The organism is Pseudonocardia sp. WMMC193, from assembly GCF_021728735.1.
GTDB classification, from domain to species: Bacteria; Actinomycetota; Actinomycetes; order Mycobacteriales; family Pseudonocardiaceae; genus Pseudonocardia; species Pseudonocardia oroxyli.
The window spans coordinates 6592497-6614364 of sequence record NZ_JAKKDO010000003.1 but is presented as its reverse complement, the minus strand read 5'-3'; the positions used below and the strand labels follow the sequence as shown (position 1 = coordinate 6614364).

19 protein-coding genes are annotated in these 21868 nt (G+C 70.6%); 5 read left to right on the top strand and 14 right to left on the bottom strand.

Going from position 1 to position 21868, the window contains the following annotated elements; genetic code table 11:
* Positions 1-60 precede the first annotated feature (60 nt).
* Positions 61-2775 carry a BTAD domain-containing putative transcriptional regulator gene (locus L3X23_RS33725; RefSeq protein WP_237197675.1) on the top strand — a complete coding sequence of 905 codons (2715 nt, stop codon included), beginning with the start codon at positions 61-63 and terminating at the stop codon, positions 2773-2775.
* On the opposite strand, the gene L3X23_RS33720 is transcribed toward L3X23_RS33725, so the two are convergent.
* Positions 2762-4048, bottom strand: a complete 1287-nt coding sequence (locus L3X23_RS33720; RefSeq protein ID WP_237197673.1) for an FAD-binding oxidoreductase — start codon at positions 4046-4048, stop codon at positions 2762-2764. The genes L3X23_RS33725 and L3X23_RS33720 overlap by 14 nt on opposite strands.
* A 104-nt stretch (positions 4049-4152) precedes the next feature.
* Here L3X23_RS33720 and L3X23_RS33715 point away from each other — a divergent pair, with 104 nt between their 5' ends.
* Positions 4153-4341 carry a hypothetical protein gene (locus tag L3X23_RS33715; protein WP_237197671.1) on the top strand — a complete coding sequence of 63 codons (189 nt, stop codon included), beginning with the start codon at positions 4153-4155 and terminating at the stop codon, positions 4339-4341.
* Complete coding sequence (locus L3X23_RS33710) at positions 4338-5195, top strand: alpha/beta fold hydrolase (RefSeq protein ID WP_237197669.1); 858 nt, start codon at positions 4338-4340, stop codon at positions 5193-5195. The genes L3X23_RS33715 and L3X23_RS33710 overlap by 4 nt, the downstream gene beginning before the upstream one ends.
* Positions 5196-5335: 140 nt before the next feature.
* Here the strand turns inward: L3X23_RS33710 and L3X23_RS33705 are convergent, their stop codons facing one another.
* From L3X23_RS33705 to L3X23_RS35755, 3 genes are all read right to left on the bottom strand, one after another.
* Positions 5336-5701 (bottom strand): DsrE family protein, encoded by a 366-nt coding sequence (locus L3X23_RS33705; RefSeq protein ID WP_237197667.1) that lies wholly within the window; start codon positions 5699-5701, stop codon positions 5336-5338.
* 96 nt (positions 5702-5797) lie between these two features.
* A complete protein-coding gene (locus L3X23_RS33700; protein ID WP_237197665.1) occupies positions 5798-8083 on the bottom strand; it encodes a LuxR C-terminal-related transcriptional regulator in 2286 nt (761 codons plus the stop codon).
* Positions 8065-8196, bottom strand: a complete 132-nt coding sequence (locus L3X23_RS35755) for a hypothetical protein (RefSeq protein WP_255734045.1) — start codon at positions 8194-8196, stop codon at positions 8065-8067. Before L3X23_RS35755 ends, L3X23_RS33700 begins: the two co-directional genes overlap by 19 nt.
* A gap of 298 nt (positions 8197-8494) precedes the next feature.
* Here L3X23_RS35755 and L3X23_RS33695 point away from each other — a divergent pair, with 298 nt between their 5' ends.
* A complete protein-coding gene (locus L3X23_RS33695; protein ID WP_237197664.1) occupies positions 8495-9097 on the top strand; it encodes a carboxymuconolactone decarboxylase family protein in 603 nt (200 codons plus the stop codon).
* Between the two features lie 174 nt (positions 9098-9271).
* Here the strand turns inward: L3X23_RS33695 and L3X23_RS33690 are convergent, their stop codons facing one another.
* From L3X23_RS33690 to L3X23_RS33645, 10 genes are all read right to left on the bottom strand, one after another.
* Complete coding sequence (locus L3X23_RS33690) at positions 9272-9871, bottom strand: hypothetical protein (RefSeq protein ID WP_237197662.1); 600 nt, start codon at positions 9869-9871, stop codon at positions 9272-9274.
* 132 nt (positions 9872-10003) lie between these two features.
* Positions 10004-11020: an NAD(P)-dependent alcohol dehydrogenase gene (locus L3X23_RS33685; RefSeq protein WP_237195117.1), complete on the bottom strand. Its 1017-nt coding sequence runs from the start codon at positions 11018-11020 to the stop codon at positions 10004-10006.
* Complete coding sequence (locus tag L3X23_RS33680) at positions 11017-11709, bottom strand: iron-sulfur cluster assembly protein (RefSeq protein WP_237197660.1); 693 nt, start codon at positions 11707-11709, stop codon at positions 11017-11019. The genes L3X23_RS33685 and L3X23_RS33680 overlap by 4 nt, the downstream gene beginning before the upstream one ends.
* Positions 11709-12722: an amidohydrolase family protein gene (locus L3X23_RS33675; RefSeq protein ID WP_237197657.1), complete on the bottom strand. Its 1014-nt coding sequence runs from the start codon at positions 12720-12722 to the stop codon at positions 11709-11711. Before L3X23_RS33675 ends, L3X23_RS33680 begins: the two co-directional genes overlap by 1 nt.
* Before the next feature lie 192 nt (positions 12723-12914).
* Complete coding sequence (groL, locus tag L3X23_RS33670) at positions 12915-14561, bottom strand: chaperonin GroEL (protein ID WP_237197655.1); 1647 nt, start codon at positions 14559-14561, stop codon at positions 12915-12917.
* Positions 14562-14618: 57 nt separating this feature from the next.
* On the bottom strand, positions 14619-15395 hold the full coding sequence (locus tag L3X23_RS33665) for an iron-sulfur cluster assembly protein (RefSeq protein WP_237197653.1): 777 nt from the start codon (positions 15393-15395) through the stop codon (positions 14619-14621).
* 105 nt (positions 15396-15500) lie between these two features.
* Positions 15501-15857 carry a propane 2-monooxygenase effector subunit MimD gene (gene mimD / locus L3X23_RS33660; protein ID WP_237197651.1) on the bottom strand — a complete coding sequence of 119 codons (357 nt, stop codon included), beginning with the start codon at positions 15855-15857 and terminating at the stop codon, positions 15501-15503.
* Positions 15854-16954, bottom strand: coding sequence for an aromatic/alkene monooxygenase hydroxylase subunit beta (locus L3X23_RS33655; RefSeq protein ID WP_237197649.1), 1101 nt, complete (start codon positions 16952-16954; stop codon positions 15854-15856). The genes mimD and L3X23_RS33655 overlap by 4 nt, the downstream gene beginning before the upstream one ends.
* 51 nt (positions 16955-17005) lie before the next feature.
* On the bottom strand, positions 17006-18055 hold the full coding sequence (locus tag L3X23_RS33650; RefSeq protein ID WP_237197646.1) for an FAD-binding oxidoreductase: 1050 nt from the start codon (positions 18053-18055) through the stop codon (positions 17006-17008).
* Positions 18056-18166: 111 nt separating this feature from the next.
* On the bottom strand, positions 18167-19795 hold the full coding sequence (locus L3X23_RS33645) for a methane monooxygenase (protein WP_218129962.1): 1629 nt from the start codon (positions 19793-19795) through the stop codon (positions 18167-18169).
* A 284-nt stretch (positions 19796-20079) separates the two neighbouring features.
* Between L3X23_RS33645 and L3X23_RS33640 the strand changes: the two genes are divergently transcribed.
* Positions 20080-21861, top strand: a complete 1782-nt coding sequence (locus tag L3X23_RS33640) for a sigma-54-dependent Fis family transcriptional regulator (protein ID WP_237197645.1) — start codon at positions 20080-20082, stop codon at positions 21859-21861.
* Positions 21862-21868 lie beyond the last annotated feature (7 nt).

Below are 21868 nucleotides of genomic sequence, written 5' to 3'. Positions count from 1 at the left end.
GGCTCGATCGTCCTGACCTGGCAGTACTAGAGTTCCTCCGGGCGGTGTCCCGGGGAGTGGGTGAGCACGCTGCGGGTGCACGATCTCGGGCCGCTCGAGGTCTCGGTCGGCGGGCACCGCGTGCCCATCCGCGGGAGGGTGCCTGCCGCGATCCTGGCGTTGCTCGCCGCCCATGCCAACGAGTTCGTCCCCGTCGACACCGTGGTGGACACGGTGTGGGGCGAGTCGGCGCCCGACGCCGCATGGCGCACGTTGGACTCGCACGTCTTTCGGCTGCGCAAGCAGCTCGAACCGGAGCGCGCGACCGGCACCCCGCCTGCCGTCCTGCTCAAGCAGTCGGACGGGCTGCTCCTCCGGGTCACGGCCGAGCAGCTCGACTCGCTGCGATTCACGGCGCTGGTCGAGGCGGCCGATCCCGCCCGCCCCGCGGACTGTCTCGACCGCTGCGACGAGGCACTCGCCCTGTGGCGGGGCACGCCCACAGGCACCGAGGCGTGGGTCGCGGGGATGACCGAGCTCCGCGCCCAGGCGACCGAGCGCAGGCTGGACGCGCTGATCCGCACCGGGCACCCCGACCGCACGCTCCCCGAGTTCGACCGGCTCGTGGGCGAGTGGCCCTTCCGCGAGCATCTGCACGCGCTCCGGATGACCGCCCTGCACCGCTGCGGACGCACCGAGCAGGCCCTCACGGTCTACGAGGAGGTCCGCCGCACGCTGCGGGACGAGCTGGGCACCGCCCCGGGGGCGGAGCTGCGGGAGGTCCAGCGGTTGATCCTGGAGGGCGAGCCCACAGCCCCCCGGGAGCCGGAGATCCACCTGCCCGCGACCATGACCGCCCTGCTCGGCCGCGAGTCCGAGCTTGCCGCCGTCCGCGGGCTCCTGGGCGAGCACCGGCTCGTCACGCTGACCGGGACGGCGGGCACCGGGAAGACCCGGCTCGCCGTGGAGATCGCGCGCCGTGCTGCGGCCGCCTATCCGGACGGTGTGTGGTTCGTCGACCTCGCCCCCGTCCTCGCGGGCGAGCCGGTGGCCGAGGTGGTCGGCGCGACGATCGGGGGTACCGCCGCTACCGCGAGCTCGCCCGGCGAGGCCCTGCGGACCGCGGTGCGCGGACGCCGGATGCTGCTGGTCGTCGACAACTGCGAGCACCTCCTGGCCGAAGCCGCCGAGACGGTCACCACCGTGCTCGCCGCCGGGACCGCGGTCACGGTGCTCGCCACCAGCCGCGAACCCCTCGACCTCGTAGGCGAGGTGCTCTACCCGGTCCGACAGCTTGCCGCGGCCGGCGTCGAGCTGTTCGTCGAGCGGCTGCGCGCCGCCGCACCGGAGCTCGTGATCACCGGCGAAGTGCGTGAGCGCGCAGCCGAGATCTGCACCGACCTCGACGGCCTCCCGCTGGCCATCGAGCTCGCCGCCGCCCGCGCCCGCGTGTACAGCCTCGACGAGATCCGTGACCAGGTGCGCACCGATCCCGTCCGGCTGGCGCGGATCGGGCGGCCGGGGACCGAGCGGCGCCAGTCCCTGCAGTCCGCTCTCGACTGGGGCCACCGGCTGCTCACCCCCGCCGAGCAGCTCGTCCACCGCAGGCTGGCCGCGCTGCCCGGCACGTTCGGGCTGCAGGCTGCCGCGGCCACCGTGGGGCTTCCGGTCGCCGAGACCGCCGACCTGCTCGCGATGCTGGTCAACCGCTCGCTGCTGACCGCCACGCCCGGCGCGAGTGGGACGCGGTTCCGGCAGCTCGTCGTCGTGCGTGCGCATGCGGCGCACGAGCTGGGAGACGAGACGGAGTCGACTCTCGACCGGCGCGACGCCTGGGTCGCCGCGCTGGCCACCGTCGAGTCCCGCACCGACCGGCTCGACCTGCGCCGCCGCTACCGGACCGTCGACGCGCACTACCCCGCCGTGCGCGCCATGCTCGCCCGCGGCCTGGTCGAGCGACCGACCGCGGCGGCGGCACGGACCGCGGGCTGGCTGCACGGGTACTGGTACTACCGTGGGCAGCTGGTCGAGGCGGTGCGGTGGTTGGAGCTGGCGTGCGGCACCGTCGATCCCGACGACGGAATCGCCGTGTCCTGGGCCCACATCGGACTCGCCAAGATGCTCGCCCACCAGGGCCGCGTCGACCGCAGCCGCGAGCACAGCGCCCTCGGCCTCGCCGTCGCGGACCGGATCGGGCCCGCCGAACGTGGCGCCTTCGGACTCGACGTCGCCATCCAGGCCGGGAACCTCTGGTCCGCCGGGGACCCCGAGGCCGGACGGCAGATGCTCCACCGGATCCCGGCCGGGGACGCCGTGCTGGAGGTGCTGGCGGACGCGACCCGCAGCCTCGTCGAGAGCGATCGCGTCGACCCGACCACGACGCTGACCCGGGCCGAGGCCGTCTACCCGCGGGCCCGCGAGCTCGACCTGGACGTCGCGGCGTGGATGGCCGCCCGCGCCGGCAGCTACGCGGCGCTCGCCGCCGGGGCAGCGGAGGTCGGGATGACCTGGTCGGAGCGGGTGATCGAGCTGCACCTGGCCGAGGGCGGCGCGCTGGGCGGGGCGTTCGTGGAGATGCGCGCGAACTTCCTCGCCCTCGCCGGGGACCACCTGGCCGCGGTGCGGCTGTACTCGGCCGCCCGAGCCCAACGCCACCGCGAAGGCCTCGAATGGCGCGCGGCCCCCGAGACCGACGGACTGCGCGCCACCGCCCGCGCGGCCCTCTCGGCCGCGGACTACGAGAAGGCCTGGCGGGCGGGCGCGGACCTGACGCTCGCCCAGATCATCGCGGGGTGAACGGAAGGGCGAAGCGGAACCGGTCCTGCGGGTCCCACTCCTTCTTCGCCAGGCGGAGCCGGTCGAGGACTGCCGGCTCGAAGGCACGCAACGCGTCCGCGGGGGTGTTGTCCGGGTGAGCGGTGAAGTTGTAGAGCGAGCGACCGCCGGTGAACGGCTCCAGACGCTGGTAGAAAGCGGTCTGCACCTCGGCAGGGCCGCCCGGGTAGGCCGACGTGAAGACCGAGTAGGTGGCGTCCCGGTGGCCGACGGCGTTCCGCACCGGCCGAGCGAGCGCCCCGCCGAGGTGCCGCAGCTCCGTCATGTGCGGCGTGGTAGGCCCGATCTCGGCGAGCAGCACGGCCATCGCGGCGTCGTCCCACGCCGACAGGATCGCACCCCCACAGGCCACCGGCATCGGCGTGACAGGGTCGGCGTGGATGCTGCCGATCTCGTCGATCCCCAACGGCCGCACGGTGTCCAGCACCGGCTCGGCCACCGCCCGCAGCGGCGCCAACAGCGCCTCCGCCTCACGCGGATCACCCAGGTGGGCCACCCGCAGATGGGCCAGAAACCTCCCGGCCAGCGGCGCGGGCGCCATCGGCGGGAAGGTCACGAAGGCCACCGACAGGCTCAGCGCGTCAGGAGCGTCGGCCGTCGCCCGTCCGAACGCCGCGAGCAGGTCCGCGGCACACTCGCCCGGCAGGAACAGCCCGCCGCCGTAGAGCTGCTCGACGCGTACCAGCTCGGTCTCCAGCTCGGTGACCACGCCGAAGTTCCCACCGCCGCCCCGCAGCGCCCAGAACAGCTCCCCGTCACGGACCTCGTGGACGGAGGCGTCCGCGGTGACGACCCGAAGCCGTCGGACGTGGTCGGCGGCCCAGCCGTGCGCGCGGCCGAACGGGCCCAGCCCGCCGCCGAGGCTGTAGGAGACCGCGCCGACGTCCGGTGCCGACCCGCACAGCGGAGCCAGGCCGAGCGGGGCGCAGTGCGGCAGCACGTCCGACCAGGTCACCCCGGCCCCCAGCACCGCCGAGCGGCCGGTCAGGCGCACCGACCGCAGCGCCCGAGTATCGATCAGGACCCCGCCGGTCACACCGGGGATCGGGCTGTGCCCGGTCGCCCGGACGGAGACCGGCAGGTCGTGCTCGGCGGCGTAGCCGACGGCGGCGACGACGTCCGCCTCGGACGTCGCGGAGACCGCGAGCGCAGGCGTGGGGATCGCGGCGAGGTCGAACCCGGCGCAGGCGGCCGCGTAGGCCGGGGTGCCCGGGCGGGCGAACGGGATGGTCATGAGGGGCTCCTCTCGAGGCTGAGCGGACCCTCGCGCAGCCGCCTTCAACTCGCCTTCACCCCGCTTGGAGTGAAGGTGAAGTGGGCTCGGTGAGAGTTCCGGGCATGAAGCGCTGGATCGCCGTGCTGCTCACCGGGGTGGCCCTGACAGTGGGCGTGGAGCGCGCTCGTGTTCACCCGCAATCCGCCTGGGACGCCACCGACCTCATGCCCGTCATCGCGGCCACCGCCGTGATCAGCCTCGCGCTCCTCTCCTGGACCGCGCACCTCACCGCACGAAAGGTCCCGTCATGATCGCCCAGACCACCCTCGGCCCCGTCGACTACGACATCCAGGGCACCGGCGCCCCCGTCGTCGTCCTGCACGGCAGCCCGGGCGGCGTCGACGCCGCCCGCCTGATGGCCCGCATCCTGCCCCCCGACCGGTTCCGCGCGATCCTCCTGTCCCGCCCCGGCTACCTCGACACCCCACTCGCCGGGCGCGAGACCATCGACGCCCAGGCCGACCTGGTCGCCGCCCTGCTCGACGAGCTCGGCATCGACCGAGCAGGCGTGTACAGCTGGTCCGGCGGCGGGCCTGCCGGCTACCGGCACGCCGTGCGGCACCCCGAGCGAGTCACCGCGATCGTCGCCAACGCCGCCGTCAGCCAGGCCTACACCGTGCCGGAACAGGACCTGCCCACCCGGCTCATGACGACCACCGCCCCCGGCCAGTGGCTGATGCGGCTCATCGCCGCCCACCAGCCCGAGGAGTACGTCAAGGGCGAGCTGTCCGGCGAGGGCGACCTGACCCCCGAGGAACTCGCCGCGCGCGTCGCGCAGGTGATGGCCGACCCCGACGCCCGCCGCTTCGCGCTCGACCTCGGCCCCACCTCCATGCCGGACCGGCACCGCAAGGTCGGCTACGACAACGACCTCGCACAGTTCGCCGCCATCGACTCGCTGGAGCTGGAGCGGATCACCGCGCCCACCCTCGTCGTCCAGGGCACCGCGGACGCCGACCTCCCGCCCGCGCAGAGTACGTTCGCCGCGACGACGATCCCGGGCGCGGAGCTGCTGGCCCTCGACCGGGGCACGCACCTCGCGCTCTACGTCCACCCCGACCGCGCCGCCGTGCAGGACCGCGTGCGGGAGATTCTGCTGGGATGAGAGCGACGCGGTGTGCTCCGAGGCCGGGGGCGTCACTCGGCCTCGGCCGTCTGCTCCGCTCGCAGGTACAGCGGCCGATGGTGCCCGAGATTCCGGTGGCCTGCCGTCAGTTCCCTGCTTCAGATCCCGCTGATCGGTCGTCAGTAGCTGAAGGTCGTCGCGCCCTCGTCACCGATCCAGTCCCACATCGGGATCGTCCCGTTGAGCTCAGCCCCGGCGATCAGCTCGCTCGCGTCGATGGAACGTGCGTCGACGCAGATCGGGCACACGAACATCCGTCCACCCGCAGCCTGGTACCGCTCGACGAGTGACTCCAGGCTCGGGCAACCCGAGCAGCCGACTCCGTGCGCGATGCCCGGCAGAGCGAGGCGGACGGCCTCCTGGGTGAGGAATATCAGAGTGTCACGCCCGGTCTCTGCGGCGCCGACCGCGACGAGAAGTGCGACCGTGACCTTTTCGACGTCCTCACGACCTGTCGTGAGGCTGATGACTGCTTTCCGGGACATGGTGGACTCGCTTTCTGCGGACGATGGTGGGTCGGTGATCTGACTCCAGTCAATCCGCGCGGCGGTGCGCCGCCATCCGTGCTCGGCACGGAACTCTCAGCGAGGCTGCCCCAGATCGCCGGCCAGGTCCCGAGGGACCAGTGCGAGCAGGTCGACGTCGGGCAACGCCGCCACCGCCGCACCGAGGACGGCGGCCGCCTCGGCACGACGGTCGGCCGCCCACAACGTGGTCGCGAGGGCACCGGCTGCGGGAGCGTGCACGGTCGGGTCACCGCTTGCCGCGCCCACCTCGAGCGCTTCACGCAGCAGCGACTCGTCTCGGCCGGGGTCGTCCGAGGCGGCCAGCAGCAGCGAGCGGCTCAGACAACGCAGATCGCCGACCCGACGGAACAGCCGCACCGCCTCGGTGAGATCGTCCGACCGCCTGTTGCCGCCGGCGAGGGCGCGCGCGAGCCGGGCGTGGCCGATCTCGGTCTCGTTGCCATGCCGGGAGGCGTAGGCCAAGCACTCCTTCGCCCATTCGAGCGCCCGTGGACGCAGCGTCGGGTCGGAGGCGGCGACGAGCGCCATCATGTAGCGGGTGTTGTTCACGTGCATCGAGTCGCCGGCGGCGGCGTACGCCGTGCGGGCGGCCTCGTACGACGCGAGCAGGTCGGTGGCGCTGGTGCGGCCGAGGCGCTGCAGCGCCTTGCTCCGTGCCTGCAAGGCCTCCCCCAGCTCCCAGCGATCGCCGAGGACCGTCGCGAGCTCGACGGCGGCGTCGAGGTGGCGGAGCGCCTCGGCTGCCCGACCCCGGTAGACGAGCGCCGAGCCGGTCAGCGCTGCTGCCGCCAGTCGGTCCTCCTGCGCCTGCGTCGCGGTGGCGATCTCGTGGGCGCGCGTCGCCAGCTCCGTGACCAGATCGGTGCGGAGATAGGAGAGCGCACGGCCGATGGTCGCCAGTTCGGGAGCGGTCCAGGTGACCCGCAGGCGTGGCTCCTCCGACGCGCCGACGAGCGCCGCGGTCATCCCGGGCCCCGGCCCGTACTGCTCGATCCCCACGGCCACCGAGACAGCCAGCTCGGCAGCCATCGGGGCGTCGTGGACCACGGCCCACCGGAGGGCGTCGGTGATCTCGGCATACGCCACTCGCGCGAGCTGGCGTGTGGTCAGCGTGTCGTCGGTCCGGACACCGGCCGCGAGCATGCCGGCCAGCTCGCGATGATGCTGCGCGTGCCTGCGGGCGACCTCGTCGCGAAGCTGTGAGTCCGTACGGTCGCCGACGAACTCCCGCAGCGCCGCAAGGACCCGGTAGCGGGCCTTCCCGTCCGCTCCGGGAACTCGTGCCAGGAAGGATCGGTCCACCAGCTCGATCACCTCCGCGCTGACGTCGTGGCCCGCGGCCGCCGACGCAAGATCGAGGTCGAAGGACCGTGGCAGCGCGGCCACCTGGCACAGGACGAGACGAAGCGGATCGTCGAGCAGGTCCCAACTCCAGGCGAAGGCGGCGGACAGGGTGGCATGCCTGGGACCGGCGTTCGAGCCGGCTCCCAGCGTCGAGAAGCCGTCGCTCAGCCGCCGGTCGAGCTCGTCCAGCGAGAGGTGCCGGGTGCGAGCGGCAGCCAGCTCGATCGCGAGCGGGATGCCGTCGAGCCTGCGGCAGATCGCCACCACACGTGAGGTCTCACTGAGGTCGGTGGCCCGCTCCGCGGCCCGGGCACGATCGAGGAAGAGTCGCACCGCGGGGTCGTCGGGCGCCAGGGTCGGGAGTGGCTCGACCTGTACGACGACCTCCCCCGAGCCGCGCAACGGCATCCGGGACGTCACGATCACCCGCAGGGTGTCGACCTGGGAGAGGAGGCTGCGCACGGTCGCCGCCACGTCATCGGCGACTCGATCGGCGTCGTCGAGCACCAGCTGCAAGGAGCCCCCGGACAGTGCGCCGGCACAGGCCGTGGCGAGACCCGATGTGGTCGTGTCCAGCGCGAGCGCCGCTGCGATGGCGCCGAGCACGCCGCCCGGCTCCGTGCGCTCCAGCTCCACCACGACGCTCGGCGCCCGGTGGGCGAGCTCGAGCGCGAGCCGCGTCTTGCCCACGCCTGCCGGTCCCGTGAGCGTCACCCAGCGCGATCCCGCCACCAGTGACTGCACGTCGGCGAGCAGCTCGCTGCGGCCGACGAACGAGTCGACCGGAACCGGCACCGGCCGGCCGAGGTAGCTCGCCGCCGCGGCGATCAGCTCACGGCGGCTATCGGCCAGCAGCTTGCGGCGCAACGACGCGATGTGGGACTCGACCGTTCGCACGGACACGTGCAGCTCGGCGGCGATCTCGACATTGGCGAGCCGACGCGCGACCGCCTGCAGCGTCTCCTGTTCCCGAGGCGTCAGATCAGGCGTGCGCATCCCGGGTCCTCGGCGAGCGAGCGGTGGACCGGCAGCCCGCGGACCTCGGCGATGGCGACGTTCTGGTCGGCGCCCCACGACTCGCTGGAAAGCCGGTCTGGAGGATCGGCCACGCGGCCTCCTCGAGCCGGGGGAGGTTCTGCGCCATCAGCCCGGGGTCGCCGCCGGTCCCCGAGGCGCAGGGGCCGCGACCAGAATCGTCAGGGGACCGGCCACAGGCCGAACCGTACCGCACAGTCATGCAAGAACGTGAAGGAAACGGAACGCTCGCTGCGGCACGCAGGGACCTCGTGGAGCGTCTCCTGCGCGACGGACGGATCCTCGCCGAGGAAGGCGGCGGTATCCCCGCGGTGACCGATTCCGTGCGCAGCACGGAGGAGCATCGTGCCGCGACAGGCTGAGATGGCAGGCATGAGCGCCACACCCTTTTCCGGCTTCCTCGCCGTGCCGGAGCCCGACCGCGCGGCCGAGGAGCTGTATGCCGAGGACCGGGCCGAGCTCGGCTTCGTCATGAACCTCTCCAGGACCTGGGCCCACGACGCCGAGGCGCTCGAGGGAATCTTCTCCGTCGCCCGGCGCGTCGCCCACGGTGCCGACCTGAGCATCCGGCACCGCCTGCTGATCGTCCTGGCCACCTCGTCAGCCCGCCGCAGCAGCTACTGCATCTACGCCTGGGGATCCAAGTTCGCCGCCGAGCTCGATCCGCGCTCTGCCGCGGCCGTGGTCGCCGGCGAGCGCGAGCCGAGAGGACTGGATCCGGCCGAGGTCGCGCTCGTGCGGTGGGCACGGGCTGTCGCGCTCCGCCCGCACACCACCACGGCCGCGGACGCCGAGCTGCTGCGCGAGCACGGATGGGCCGATGCCCAGATCTTCGCGATCACCGTCTTCGCCGCACTCCGCATGGCCTTCGCGACCGTCAACGACGCGCTGGGCGTGCCGCCGGACCTGCAGCTGGCCGACGCCACGCCTCCCGCACTCCGCGAGGCCATCGACTTCGGCCGCCCGCTCAGGTAGAGGGCCCCGGCGCCGGCCCCTCAGCCCTCAGCCGGCCTCGTGGCAACGAGCGGCACGAGGTCGCCGCCCGTGACCCGCACGGCGGTGTCCTCGCTGTTCCGAATGGTCTGCACCTCACAGAGCCTCGATCGCGGTGTCGAGCCGCTCCGGAGGGCTTTCGCCCCGTGGGGCGGTCTACTCCGCTGCCAGCTCCGCGATCCGCTCGTTGTGGAATCGGATCGCTCGTGAGTGGTACTGGATGAGCTCCTCCCGGGTCAGGCAGTCCGGCCCCTCCACGGCCCCGTTCTCGCGGGGCGAGAGGCCGTAGAGGACGAGGTCGGCGTAGCGGTCGGCGATCTCGTCCGGGCTCAGCGGACCGGACTGGCGGTACCACTTCCAGAGCCAGTTGCACATCCCGTCGATGGCGAAGACGGAGATGCTCTCGTCGGCGCCCACGAACTCACCGTTGCGGATCCCGTCCCGGAGGATGTCCTGGACGACGATGTCGCTCTCCCGCTTGAACTTCCGGAACTCGGCGCGCACCTCGTCGGGAAGCTCGGCCTCGGCGCTGAAGGTCAGCCCGTAGAGCTCGATGTTCTCCGTGATGCACGAGATGTGGTGGTGAACGGAGAGCCGGAGCCGTTCGCGGGTGGACCACTGGACGACGTCGGGCGCACGGGCGTAGCGCAGGACATGTGACGTCCGAAGGTCGGCCGTGGGCAGCGGTCTTCGAGAAGACCGCCGGTTCGGACCACTGAGACGACCCGCCCGCCCGTGGGGCGCGGTCGAAGTCATGGACGAGGCCGCGGCGGGCAGTGTGGCGACCGGGACCGACCGGCTCCTTGCGGTTCCGGCGACGGTCCGCCCGACCCACGGCGAGGGCGGCTTGCGCGGGGGTGCGCGCAAGCCGCCCTCGGAGCGTCGGTCTCAGGGGACGAGGATGGCGCGTCCTCGCACGCGGCCCTCGTCGAGGTCGGTGATGGCCTGTTGGAAGTCGTCGAGGGCGTAGCGCTGGGTGTGGAGGGTGACCAGGCCGCGCGCGGCGAGCTCCATGAGGTCGCAGAGGTCGTTGTAGCTGCCGACCAGGTTGCCGACGATGTTCTTCTCCGCGGAGATCAGGTCGATCGTCGGCACGTTGAGGTTCTCCCCGTACCCGACGACGTGGTAGTCGCCGGCGGGCTTGGTCATGGCCAGTCCCTCGGCGGTGCTGCCGCCCTCGCCGACGAAGTCGACCACCACCTCGGCCCCGCCGAGCGCGAGCACCTGGTCGACGTGCCCGCCGTCGGCCACGATGCCGAGGTCCGCGCCGATGGACTCGGCCAGCTTCACCGCGTCGGGGTTGCGGTCCAGCACGACCAGCCGGGCCGGGCTCAGCGCCTTGAGCACCTGGATCCCGATGTGCCCCAGGCCCCCGGCGCCGATCACCACGCAGGTGTCTCGCGGGCCGAGCCTGCGGGCGGCCTTGGCGGCCGCGTGGTAGGCGGTGAGGCCGGCGTCGGCGAGGGCGGCGACGTCGGCGGGTTCGAGGCCGTCGTCGAGTTTCACGACGGAGCGGGCGGAGGTTCGCAGGTACTCCGCGTAGCCGCCGTTCGTGTCGATGCCCGGGAACTGCGACCGGGTGCAGTGCACGTCGTCCCCGGAGCGGCAGGCCCGGCACAGCCCGCAGGTGATCAGCGGGTGCACGATGACCTTGTCGCCCTCACCGACGTTGGTGACCGCGGACCCGACCGCCGCGACCCAGCCCGCGTTCTCGTGCCCGATCGTGTACGGCAGGGTGACCTGGGACTTCTGCGCCCACTGGCCTTCGAGGATGTGCAGGTCGGTGCGGCACACCCCGGCGCCGCCGATCTTCACGACGACGTCGAACGGGCCCTGCACGGTCGGTTGCGGGACGTCGGTCAGCTCGAGGCCGCGGTGGTAGCCCACCACCTGGACTGCTCTCATGAGGCGCTCTCCGTGAGGTCGTAGCGGGTGGCCAGCAGGCCACGACAGAAATGGGCGTTGCCCTCGATCGAGATCCGGGTCGAGCGGGCCAGCCGCAGCTGCAGCGGCAGCTCCACCTCCGGGTACGGCGTGCCTGCGTGGTCGACGAACACCAGGTCCCCCTCCCCCTCGGAGAGCCCGATCGCCTTCCTTCGCTGGAGCAGGGCGTGTGTCGCGCCGTCGGCGGGCAAGTCCCCGATCGTGACCGTGCCGAGGCTCTCGATGGGCCGACCCTGCTGGACGAGCCGGGTCAGCACGCGCTCCATCGCGGCGGTGTGGGCCTTGCGCCGGAACGTGGTTCGCAGCTCCTCGAGGTCCTGGTCGGCCTCGTGCCGGAAGGTTCCCTTGTAGCCCGCGTCCGCCGCCAGGCCGCGGTTGATGAGGTCGGAGTCGTGGTGGTCGTCGAGCTCCACGGTGACCCGGCGGGTCCACGCCAGCGCGGTCAGCGCGTCCTTGGCGTCCGACGCCATCAGGTAGGAGAAGTTCGGCGCGCAGAAGCTCGTCGGCAGCCGCAGGTGCACCACGACGTCGGTCCCGACCACGTCGAGCGACCGGACGAACTTCAGTTCGGTGATCGGCTGGTCCAGCTCCGGGTCGATCACGGCGTCGAGTGCTCGCCACGCCTCGTCGGCCCGCGCCACACCGCCCATCAGGCCACCGCCACGGCCTGCGGCTCCTCGCGGGGGAGCTGCAGGTGCTCCGGTACCGGGATGTCGTACATCGCGGCGGCGTTCAGGCCCAGGATCTTCTTCTTCTGCGCGGTCGTCAGCGGCGCGTACTCCGTCAGGTCCTCCGGGATCTGGAAGTCCACGAACCTCTCCACGAGCCAGCGCGGGGTCCAGAGCGCGTAGTCGCTGGAGAACTGGATCCGGTCTTCCCCGAGCCAGTACAGCAGCTCACCGATGATCTGGCCGAAGTACTTCGGGCGGGTGTGGATGAACGGGAGCGCGACGGCGAGCCCGGCATGCACGTTGGGCTCCTGGGTGGCGATCCAGCAGAAGTCCTCGAGCCGCGGCAGACCGCAGTGCTCGACCACGAAGTTCATGTCCGGGAAGTCGGTCGCGACCTTGTCGACGTCCGCCACGTCGAACGCGTCGCGGTCCAGCGGGCGGATCGTCGGGCCCTTGTGGATGTGGATGTTGCGGATGCCCAGCTCCTGGGCGGCCTCGAGGTAGCGGTAGGACCACGGGTCGTCGAGCTTCCAGCCGCGGGACTCGCCGTGCCACTCCGCGGTGTAGAGCTTCACACCCTTGAGGTTGAAGCGCTTCGCGTCCTCGCGAAGCTGCTTGAGGCCCTGCTCGCCGAAGCGCGGGTCCCAGAAGTGGTTGTAGGTGAGCTTGTCCGGGTTGGCCTCGGTGAGCTTGAAGGCTTCCTCGGTCTGCCCGAACCCGTTGTTGTAGAACTCGCCGAGGTAGGCGGGCTGGAAGATCGCGTGGTCCACGTGGCCGACCTCGAACAGGTCGTGCATCAGCCGGTCACCGCCCTGGTAGAGGTAGTCCTCGTAGGGCCAGACCTCGGACTCCGGGCTGAGGTTGCGGTGGTAGTCGTAGAAGCAGTCGATGAACTGCTTGCCGTGGATGTTGCGCTGGTTCTCCGCTCGCGCGTCCCACAGCGCGACGTGGGCGTCGACGATGAAGTAGTCCTGCCCGTCCTTCGAGTACATCGTGTCCTCCGTCAGTCGGTACCGGCGACCAGGGGCAGCAGGGCTGCCCGGCGGGGCCTCGCCGGATCTCACTTGTGATGGGTGTGCGGTGCGCGGGTGCGGGACCGGCCCTCGCGGAGCACGATCCGCGAGAGCCGGTCCCGCCGCTCCCCCGGGACCCGGCGAGCGAGGGGTCCCGGGGCGGTCCGGGTGTCAGTAGATGTTGGAGGGGCGCACCATGCCCTCGGCCAGGTCACCGAACTCCGGGTCGACGATCGCGCCGGGGTTGTGCAGCACCTCCTCGACGAGCAGGGTCTCGGTGGTGAGGAGCAGCGCCGCGATCGACGCCGCGCTCTGCAGGGCGGAGCGGGTGACCTTCAGCGGGTCGATGATCCCCGCCTCGAACAGGTCGACGTAGCGGCCCGTGGCCGCGTCGAAGCCCTGCTCGTCGGGCAGGTCGGCCAGGGCGGTGAGGACGTCCTGCGGCTCGTAGCCTGCGTTCGTCACGATCCACCGGGCCGGTTCCACGAGGGCGCGCGAGACGATTGCGGCGCCCTCCGCGGCGTCACCGTCGAGGTCCAACGTCCGGAGCACGCGCCGCGCCCGAAGCAGTGCGGCACCCCCTCCCACGACCACGCCCTCGTCGATGGCGGCCCGGGTCGCGGCCAGGGAGTCCTCGACGCGGTGCTGCTTCTCCTTGAGCTCCACCCCCGTCGCGGCGCCGACCTCGATGACCGCCACGCTGCCGGAGAGGCGGGCGATGCGCTCTTGCAGGAAGTCCTGGTCCTGCTCGTTCTGAGCCCGCTCGAACTCCTTCTTCAGCTGCTCGATCCGCCGTGAGACGCCTTCGGCTGTTCCGGCTCCGCCGACGATGGTGGTCTCGTTCTCGGTGACGGTGATCCGGCTGCAGCGGCCGAGGTGCTCGAGTGTGACGCCGCTGAGGTTCAGCCCGGCCTCTCCCGTGATCACCTTGCCGCCGACGACGGCCGCCACGTCGTTGAGCTGCGCGAGACGACGGTGCCCGAAGCCCGGGGCGCGCACCACGACCGAGCGGAACGTGTCGTGGACGTTGTTCGCCACCAGCATCCCCAGGGCGGGCCCGTCCATGTTCTCGGCGACCACCACCAGCGGCGACCCGGTGGGCCGTACCTTCTCCAGGACCGGCATCAGGTCCTGGACCTGCGAGATCTTCTCGTTGGTGAGCAGGATGTACGGATCCTGGAAGACGGTCTCCATCCGGTCGGTGTCGGTGGCCATGTAGGCCGACACGTAGCCGTGGTCCCAGACCAGCCCGTCGACGAAATGGACGTCCATCCCGAGACGGGCGGACTCCTCGACCGTGACGATCCCTTCCTGCCCGACGCGTGCCATCGCCGCCGCGATGACCTTGCCGATGCGAGGGTCGTTGGCGGCAAGCGTGGCCACGCGCTGCAGCTCCGCTTCGCCCTCCACGGTGCGGGCGCCCGCCCTCAGCTCCTCGACGACCGCCTCCACGGCGTCCTCGATGCCGCGCCGCAGCACCATCGGGTTGGCACCCTGCTCGACGGCGAGCAGGCCCTGGTGCACGAGCGCCTGAGCCAGGACGGTCGCCGTCGTGGTGCCGTCGCCCGCGACGCCGTTCGTCTTCATGGCGACTTCCTTGACCAGCTGGGCGCCCATGTTGGCAAACGGGTCCCGCAGCTGGATCTCCCGCGCGATGGTCACCCCGTCGTTGGTGATCGTCGGAGCGCCGGTGAGCTTCTCGATCACCGCGTTGCGGCCCTTGGGGCCGAGGGTGACTCGTACCGCGTTGGCCAGGGCGTCGACCCCGGTCTTGAGCAGTTGCCGGGCTTCGACGTTGAAGCGCAGGTCCTTGGCCATCGTGCTGGTCCTCTCGTGAACGGTGTCTGCTTCATGCCATGTGTCGCGTGGCGCGCGTCAGGTCCGCCGGACCGCGTCTCGTCGCGTCTGAAGGGTTCGGCACAGTGCCGCGTTGTGCTCGTGGCCCGTCCGAACGGCCCGGGCGCGCTGCAGAGTCCGAATGTGGTGGTGCTCGGACGAGGCGTCTCCCGCATCGACGAGCAACAGCGCGCCGGGATCCGGGGACAGCCCCAGGACGTCACGTCGGCGCAGGAGCCGGGCGCCCGCGTCCTCCGGCAGATCACCCACCCGAGCCTCGGCCAGGCGGTCGACCGTCCATCCCTCCGCGAGCAGCCGCTCGCATGCGCGGGCGAGACAGGCCAGGTGGGCTCGCTCCTCCACCGCCCGACGCAACTCCGCGAGCTCGTCGTCCCGGGCCGCGGAGGCGCTGCCGGGTCGGCTCGGCGAGCCGACCCGGCGATTGATCTCGTCCGCCGCGACGTGATCCTCCAGGCGGATCTCGGCCTCGAGGATCTCGGGTACGGCCCGAACCGCGTCCGCGACATCAGCGACCATGACCGTCGCCGACGCCGATGCGCAGAACCGCGTCGGCAGCCGGAGACGGACGAGCACCACGCCGTAGGGCCCGGGCATGAGCTCGCGGACCACGATCTCGGTGACGAAGCCGAGCTCGGCGACCGGCTCGTCGAGCTCGGGGTCGTGCACCGTCTCCAAGGCGCTCCACACCAGGGCACGGATCAGCGCTCGCCCGCTGTCCTCGGTGCTCGTGGAGGTGTGGACCCCCTCCCCCACGCAGGACCTGCTGTATCGGCTGGGTGCGCCGTCGATGGGCATCTCGCTGGACCTCGGTTCCGCAGGGACAGGGATGGGCCGGAGGCCCTGGGGCCCGCACCGCCCCGCTCGGACACGGGGCGGCGCCGGCTCGTCAGGACGGGCTCGTCACTCGACGGGTCGCAGATCGAAGTCGATGTACTCGGCCGCGTCCTCGGGGTTCGCGAACAACATCGTCCGGTCGTCGAAGTGGACCATGCGCCCGTAGTGGGTGGACATGATCTCCTCGAAGTCCGTCTGGTCGAACTCCTCGCCGATGATCCCGGTGATCTCGTCGAAGTCGAAGACCAGGACGTTCTGCGCGTCGACCCGGATCATCGAGGGGAACTCCTCGACCGTGACCCCGTCCTTGCCGCGCAGGATGTCGGCGACGATGTAGCCGATCTGGTTGTTCATCAGGGTGACGCCGCACATGTTCGACGAGCCGGTGTCGGCGCCGAACCGGGGCTTCTGGGTGCTGGTCACGCGGACAGCTCCTTGGGCTCGGGGAGGTCGAGGTCGGTCAGGAACTCACGGAAGGCGTCGACCGCCGCGCTCCAGGAGTCGGCGAAGGTCAGGACCTTCTCGTGGGGCTGCGACCAGATCGGCTGCAGCTCTTGGGCCGCACGGACGCTGACGGGGACCCAGCGCTCGAGCCACTCGCCCAGGACACGCTTGTTGTGCTCGCCGTGCTCCGGGTCCTTCGTGAGCAGGCTGAACAGGGCACGGGTGTAGCGGTGGTCCCGGTCGTAGTCGTTCTCACCGGCACCGACCAGCGTCGGGGTGACATAGTCCCCGTTGCGGGCGGCGATCTGCATGACCAGCCCGCTGCGGAACAGCACGCCGACCAGCGGCTCGAAGACCACGTTGGTGGCGAACAGCGACTCCGCCCAGTCGCCGATTGCGGTGAGCCGCTCCACGTTCTCCCGCACGCCCTGCCACACCGCGTCGGAGTGCCAGGCCGAACGGTGCACCGTTCCGTCGAAGCCGTCGATGGACTCCGTCAGGTCCAGGTTGTACAGCGCCAGGTCCTGCGCGAAGCGCAGCTTGTGGGTGCTGTTGACCGCGATCGCGTTGTTGATCATGTTGGTGGGAGCCGACCGCTGCTCGGACATGAACACGTGCATGCCCAGACCGTGCTCGGCGTGCATCCACGCGCCGATGTGCTTCTCCACGAACCGGACCCAGCCCGCACTCCAGCCGGCGTAGGCGTTCGCCTTCTTCGCGTTCGCGAGGTTCAGCTGGATCTGCCGGACGATGTTCGAGTTGTTCCGGAAGATCGTCTGTTCCCACTCCTCATTGGGGTCGAGGAAGGCGTGCCAGTTCGCCGAGCGCAACTCGGTCCACTCCTTGGGGTAGCCCCCGGGGCCGTCCCCGAAGCCGTAGATCCAGCCCTGGGTCAGGTGGCGGTCCGGATCGGGCTGGACGTCCACGGTGACGTCCTCGTACATGGTGGCCCGCAGCTTGGCGGGAGTGAAGTAGTTGTAGGTGCGGCTCTTGGAGCTGGGGAAGTCGAGCAGCCCGGCTTCGGCACCCGTGAATTCGGGCTTCGGGAAGCTGCGCTCCGTGGTGGGGCTCGCCATCGAGCACTCCTCTTCGGCGTCGTTGTGACTCGGGACAGGGACCCGCGGCGGCTAGTCCGCCGCGGCCGTGATCGTGAACTTGTCGTAGAACACCTGGTCCGTGGGCACACCCAGACCCTCGAGCACCGGCAGGGCGGCGTCGATCATCGGAGGCGGTCCGCAGAGGTAGACGTCGCACGCGCGCAGGTTCGGCTCACGCTCGCGCAGCACCTCGGTGACCAGGCCCGTCGCGCCGCCGGGAAAGGTCGCGGGCCAGTCTTCCGGCCAGCTCTCCGACAGACACGGCACGTAGGTGAAGTTCGGGAGCGCCTCCGCCAAGGCGGCGATCTCCGTCGTCATGATCAGGTCGGCCTCGTTGCGGGCGCCGTAGTAGTACACGACCTCACGGTCGCTCCCGCTGTCCGCCATTTGGCGCAGGAGCGCCAGCAGCGCGGACATCCCGGCCCCGCCCGCGACGAACACCAACCGCCGGTCCGAGGAGACGCGCAGGGTGAACGCGCCGTACGGCCCGGTCACCGTGAGCGCGTCGCCGACCTTCAGCTCGGTGGCCAGCTTCTCGGAGAACAGGCCCCCGGGGTACTTCTTGATGATGAGATCGAGGATCCCGTCGGCCTGGTTCGCACAGGCCATCGAGAAGGACCTGGACACGTCGGTGCCCGGCACCGCGATGTCGATGTACTGGCCCGGGTGGAACCGGAACGCTGACGGCTCGTCGAGCGCCAGCCTGACGTGCACGATGTCGTGGGTCAGCTCGGTGACCGAGGCGATCGTGGTCTGCGCCGTGACGACCGGCAGGCCCGACCTGATCATGTCCTCGTCGTAGTTCTCGAGCTCGATCTCCAGATCGCCGTACGCGTGGGCACGGCACATCAGGATGTAGCCCTCGTCGCTCTCGTAGTCGGCGAGGGCGAAGGTCGAATAGCGTCCCATCTGCACGTCACCGTCCAGCACGAACGCCTTGCAGGCGGAGCACTGACCCTCACGGCACCCGTGCATCAGGGAGATCCCCTGCCGGAACGCCGCGTCGAGGACGGTCTCGTCCTCAGCCGCCTTGATCTCGATCCCGACCGGCTCGAACCGGACGACGTGTTCGTCGGCCATGGTGCTTGCTCCTCACCGTGAGTGGAGCGGGTGCGGCGTGACCGGTGGGCCTCGCGGTGTACACCGCGACATGCACACCGAGGGGCTCCGGTCACGCCGCGCCCACAGGGATCAGGCGACCGAGGTGGTCACGTTCGGATTGGCCTTGTACTCGGCGATGTGGGCCTCGCGCTCGGCGTCGGTCATCTCGTTCAGCAGCACGTTCGGGCTCTGGAACTCGATGCCCCGGAGCTTGTCGATCGTCCACAGCTTCTTCGGGTCCGAAAGGTCCAGGTGCGGCTGCGGGATGAGGGTCTTGCCGTCGTCACGGATGTAGCCGAGGTCGGTGACGATGTCGGCGAGGTCCCGACCGTGGTGCAGCGACTCCCACTCGCGCTTGCCGGTCAGCCGACCCATGTTCGGGGTGGCCCGACCCTCGTACTCCGGCCGGAACGCGACGGCGTCGGTCCAGTGGCAGGTCTCCGAGCAGTAGGTGCGCCACTGGTCGTCCACCTTGTCGGTGACCATGTCCTCACGGATGAGGCAGGGCACCATGCAGGTCCAGCACCGGTGCGGGTACTGGTACTGCACGTCCTCGAACGCGATGGGCTTGTGGCCGTTCGGCTTGCTCAACCGGGCGTAGGCCTCCCACCACTTGCCGAACTGGTTGTACCAACCCGGGTACTTGTGCTCGAACCACTCGAAGTCGGTGTCGGTCATCGGGTCGATGCGCCAGTAGTTCACCGGCCAGCCGGTCGCGAAGAACTGCGCGACGCGGTGCACGTAGAAGCCGTTGTTGATCCGCTCCCACGACTTCTCGACGAGGTCGTGCGGGATCGTCAGACCGTACTTCTCGAGCGGGATCAGGTAGCTGCGGTAGTAGTCGTCGTAGATCCACCGCTGCCACATCTCCGCGTACGAGTCGCGGTCCTTGCGGCGGTCCTTGCTGCCGTACTCGATGAACGTGCCGATCGCCGCGTCGACGACGCAGTGGTTGTTCCACCACGCGTAGCGGAGGTCCCGCTCGAGCAGCACCCGGTTGTCCTCGTCGGCCAGCGCCATCAGCAGGATGGAGTAGCCGTTGGAGATGTGCCGCGACTCGTCGGACTGGACCGAGTGGAAGACCGTCGGCAGCAGGTAGTCGCCGTTGGCGGCCGCCTCACTGGGCATCGCGACGAACAGGGTGTTGGTGAACGCGGTCTCGGCCACCACCGTGAGGTAGATGTTGGCCGCGGTGATCGCGTCGCCGGTGATGAAGCCCTCGCCGAACTGGCGACCGATCGTGCCCGCGTAGTTGTTCGCGAAGGCCTTCTCGGTCATGTCGAAGCCGGCCGGGTCGATGTAGTGGTTCATGTACAGCCGCTTCAGGTTCATCTGGATCGTCGAGTGTCGCACCTCGTCGATCATCTGAACCGCGAGCCCGTTGTGGATCTCCGGGTTCGGGACGGCGTCGATGGCCATCGGCATCGCCCTGGCCGCCGAGATCTCCGGGAAGGGGATGATGGACAGGAAGAGCTTCTGCCACTCCATCCACCGCTCCTGCACCTGGCGGAACATGTTGCCCCGGATGGCGCCGTCCATGGCTCCGAAGACCCGGCTGTCCTTCTCCTCCTCCATCGGGAAGTAGGAGCGCAGGATCTGCTTGAGCGGGTCCTTCTTGGGAGCGTTGTCGAACGTGTAGTCCGTTCCGAAGCGCTTCGCGGGGGTGGCGAAGGTCGGCTCCCACGAAAGCTCAGTGATCTTCTTGTGCGCCTTGCTCATACTCTGCCGGCTCACGTCTTGACCTCCTGGGTCGTACGGTCGGTCGCGATGGGTCCGCGTCGTCGTCTCCGGGGCCCGGTCCTCGGGCCCGGTGTTCGGGCCGCGGGTCGTCGTCGTGTCGCTACCGGGCCAGTTCTCCGGTGCGCTGAATCACACATGACGCGAGCGGCGAGCGGTGTCTCAATCCTGGGACGCGTGAGACGCGGTTGTGGCACCGCCCCCGGCGAAGCGCGCACAATTGCCTCGCTGCCGGCTCTCAGCCGTGATGGATGGAGAAGGAGACGATGACGTCACCGTTGCAGACCGTGGACGAGCACGCGGTCGCTCATGCGCGCGCGGAGTTCCTCTCGGAGGCGTCCGTGGCGACGACGGCTGTGCGCGACCAGATCCTCACGTCCTGGCGGCGCTCGCAGCTCGCCGAGCTCAGCGTCGATCGCGTCGACGTGCGGTATGCCGGTGACCCCGATCTCGGTACTCCCCTCATGCAGTGCGCGAGCCCCGCGCTGCAACAGTTGAGCAGCCAGCTCGCGGCGTCTCCGGTGAGCATCGTGTTGACCGACGCGGCCGGGACGGTCGTGTCGCGGACGTCGAGCGACCGCGGACTGCTCCGCAAGCTCGACGAGATCCGTCTCGCGCCCGGCTTCACCTACGCCGAGGACGAGGTCGGGACCAATGGCATCGGCACGGCGCTGGTCCTCGGACACCCCCTCTACGTTCTCGGGAGCGAGCACTACTCGGAGGGTCTGAACGACCTGGCCTGCTTCGGCGCCCCCATCGTGCATCCCCTGACGGAGGAGCCGGTGGGACTGCTCGACCTGACCTGCCGAAACGTGCACTCCGACCGCTGGCTGCCCGCACTCGTCGCGCAGACCGCCCGCTCCATCTCCCAGGAGCTCCTCACCGCCTCCTGCGAACGCGAGCTCGCCCTGCTCGCCCACTACCAGGTCGCCTGCCGATCGACGAACCTCCCGGTCCTCGCCGTGAGTACCGACGTCACGATGATCAACGAAACCGCACGGCTGAGCCTGACGCCGTCGGACCACGAGGCCATCGTGGCCCTCGTGGGCGACCGGTTGCGCTCCGGGCGTGCGAGATCAGCGACCGTGGCCTTGTCGGGCGGCACACCCGCCCATGTGTCGATCACCCCGGTCAAGGACAAGAGGGATCAGGTCGGCGGCTACATCCTCGTCGTCCACATCAACCCGCCCACGGTGGTGCGACGCACGGAACCCCACGTCCCCTCCACGCCGCTTCCCGGCGTCGTCGGGTCCAGCCCCGTCTGGCGCAACCGCGTCGCCGAGGCCCTCTCGGCGTTCGGCTCGGACGGGGGGCTGCTCCTGACGGGCGAGCACGGGATCGGCAAGACCCACCTCGCGAAGGCTCTTCACCGACGTCTCGCCCCCGGCCGTTTCAGCACGCTGCTGGACATGCGAGACCCGGCCACCGTTCTGCCCTCCCACCTCGGCGAACCGAGCGACGACGGGCTCGAGCCCTCCACCCTGATCCTCGCGCACCTCGACGAGGTCCCGTGGAACCGACGACGCGAGGTGAGCCGCTGGCTCGACGGGGTCCGCGCCGAACGAGGGTTGGTCCGTGTCGCAGCGACATGTAGTTCGGCGCAGCTTCCGGAGGACATGTCTCACCACTTCGGCGCCGAGGTTCGGCTCCCCGTGCTCCGGGAACGCGTGAGTGACATCGAGGAGCTGGCCGTCCATCTCACCGAGCGGATTCCCGCAGCCAGGCGCCTTCGTTGCGCGGACGAGACGCTGAGGATCCTGGCTCGGGGCCGGTGGCCCGGCAACGTGGCGGAGCTCCGAGACTGTCTCCGCCGGGCAGCACTCTCCTGCGACGGTGAGGTCATCCGACCGGAGCATCTACCCTCGCAGTACCGCAAGGTCGGACGCCGCCTGCTGTCTCCACTGGAGTCGTTGGAGCGAGACGCCATCATCGACGCGCTCGAGGCCAACGACGGTGACAAGGTCCATGCGGCTGCAGCACTGGGCATGTCCCGCTCGACGATATATCGCAGGATCCAGCGATACGGCATCGACCTCTTCACCGGGTGACGGGCAC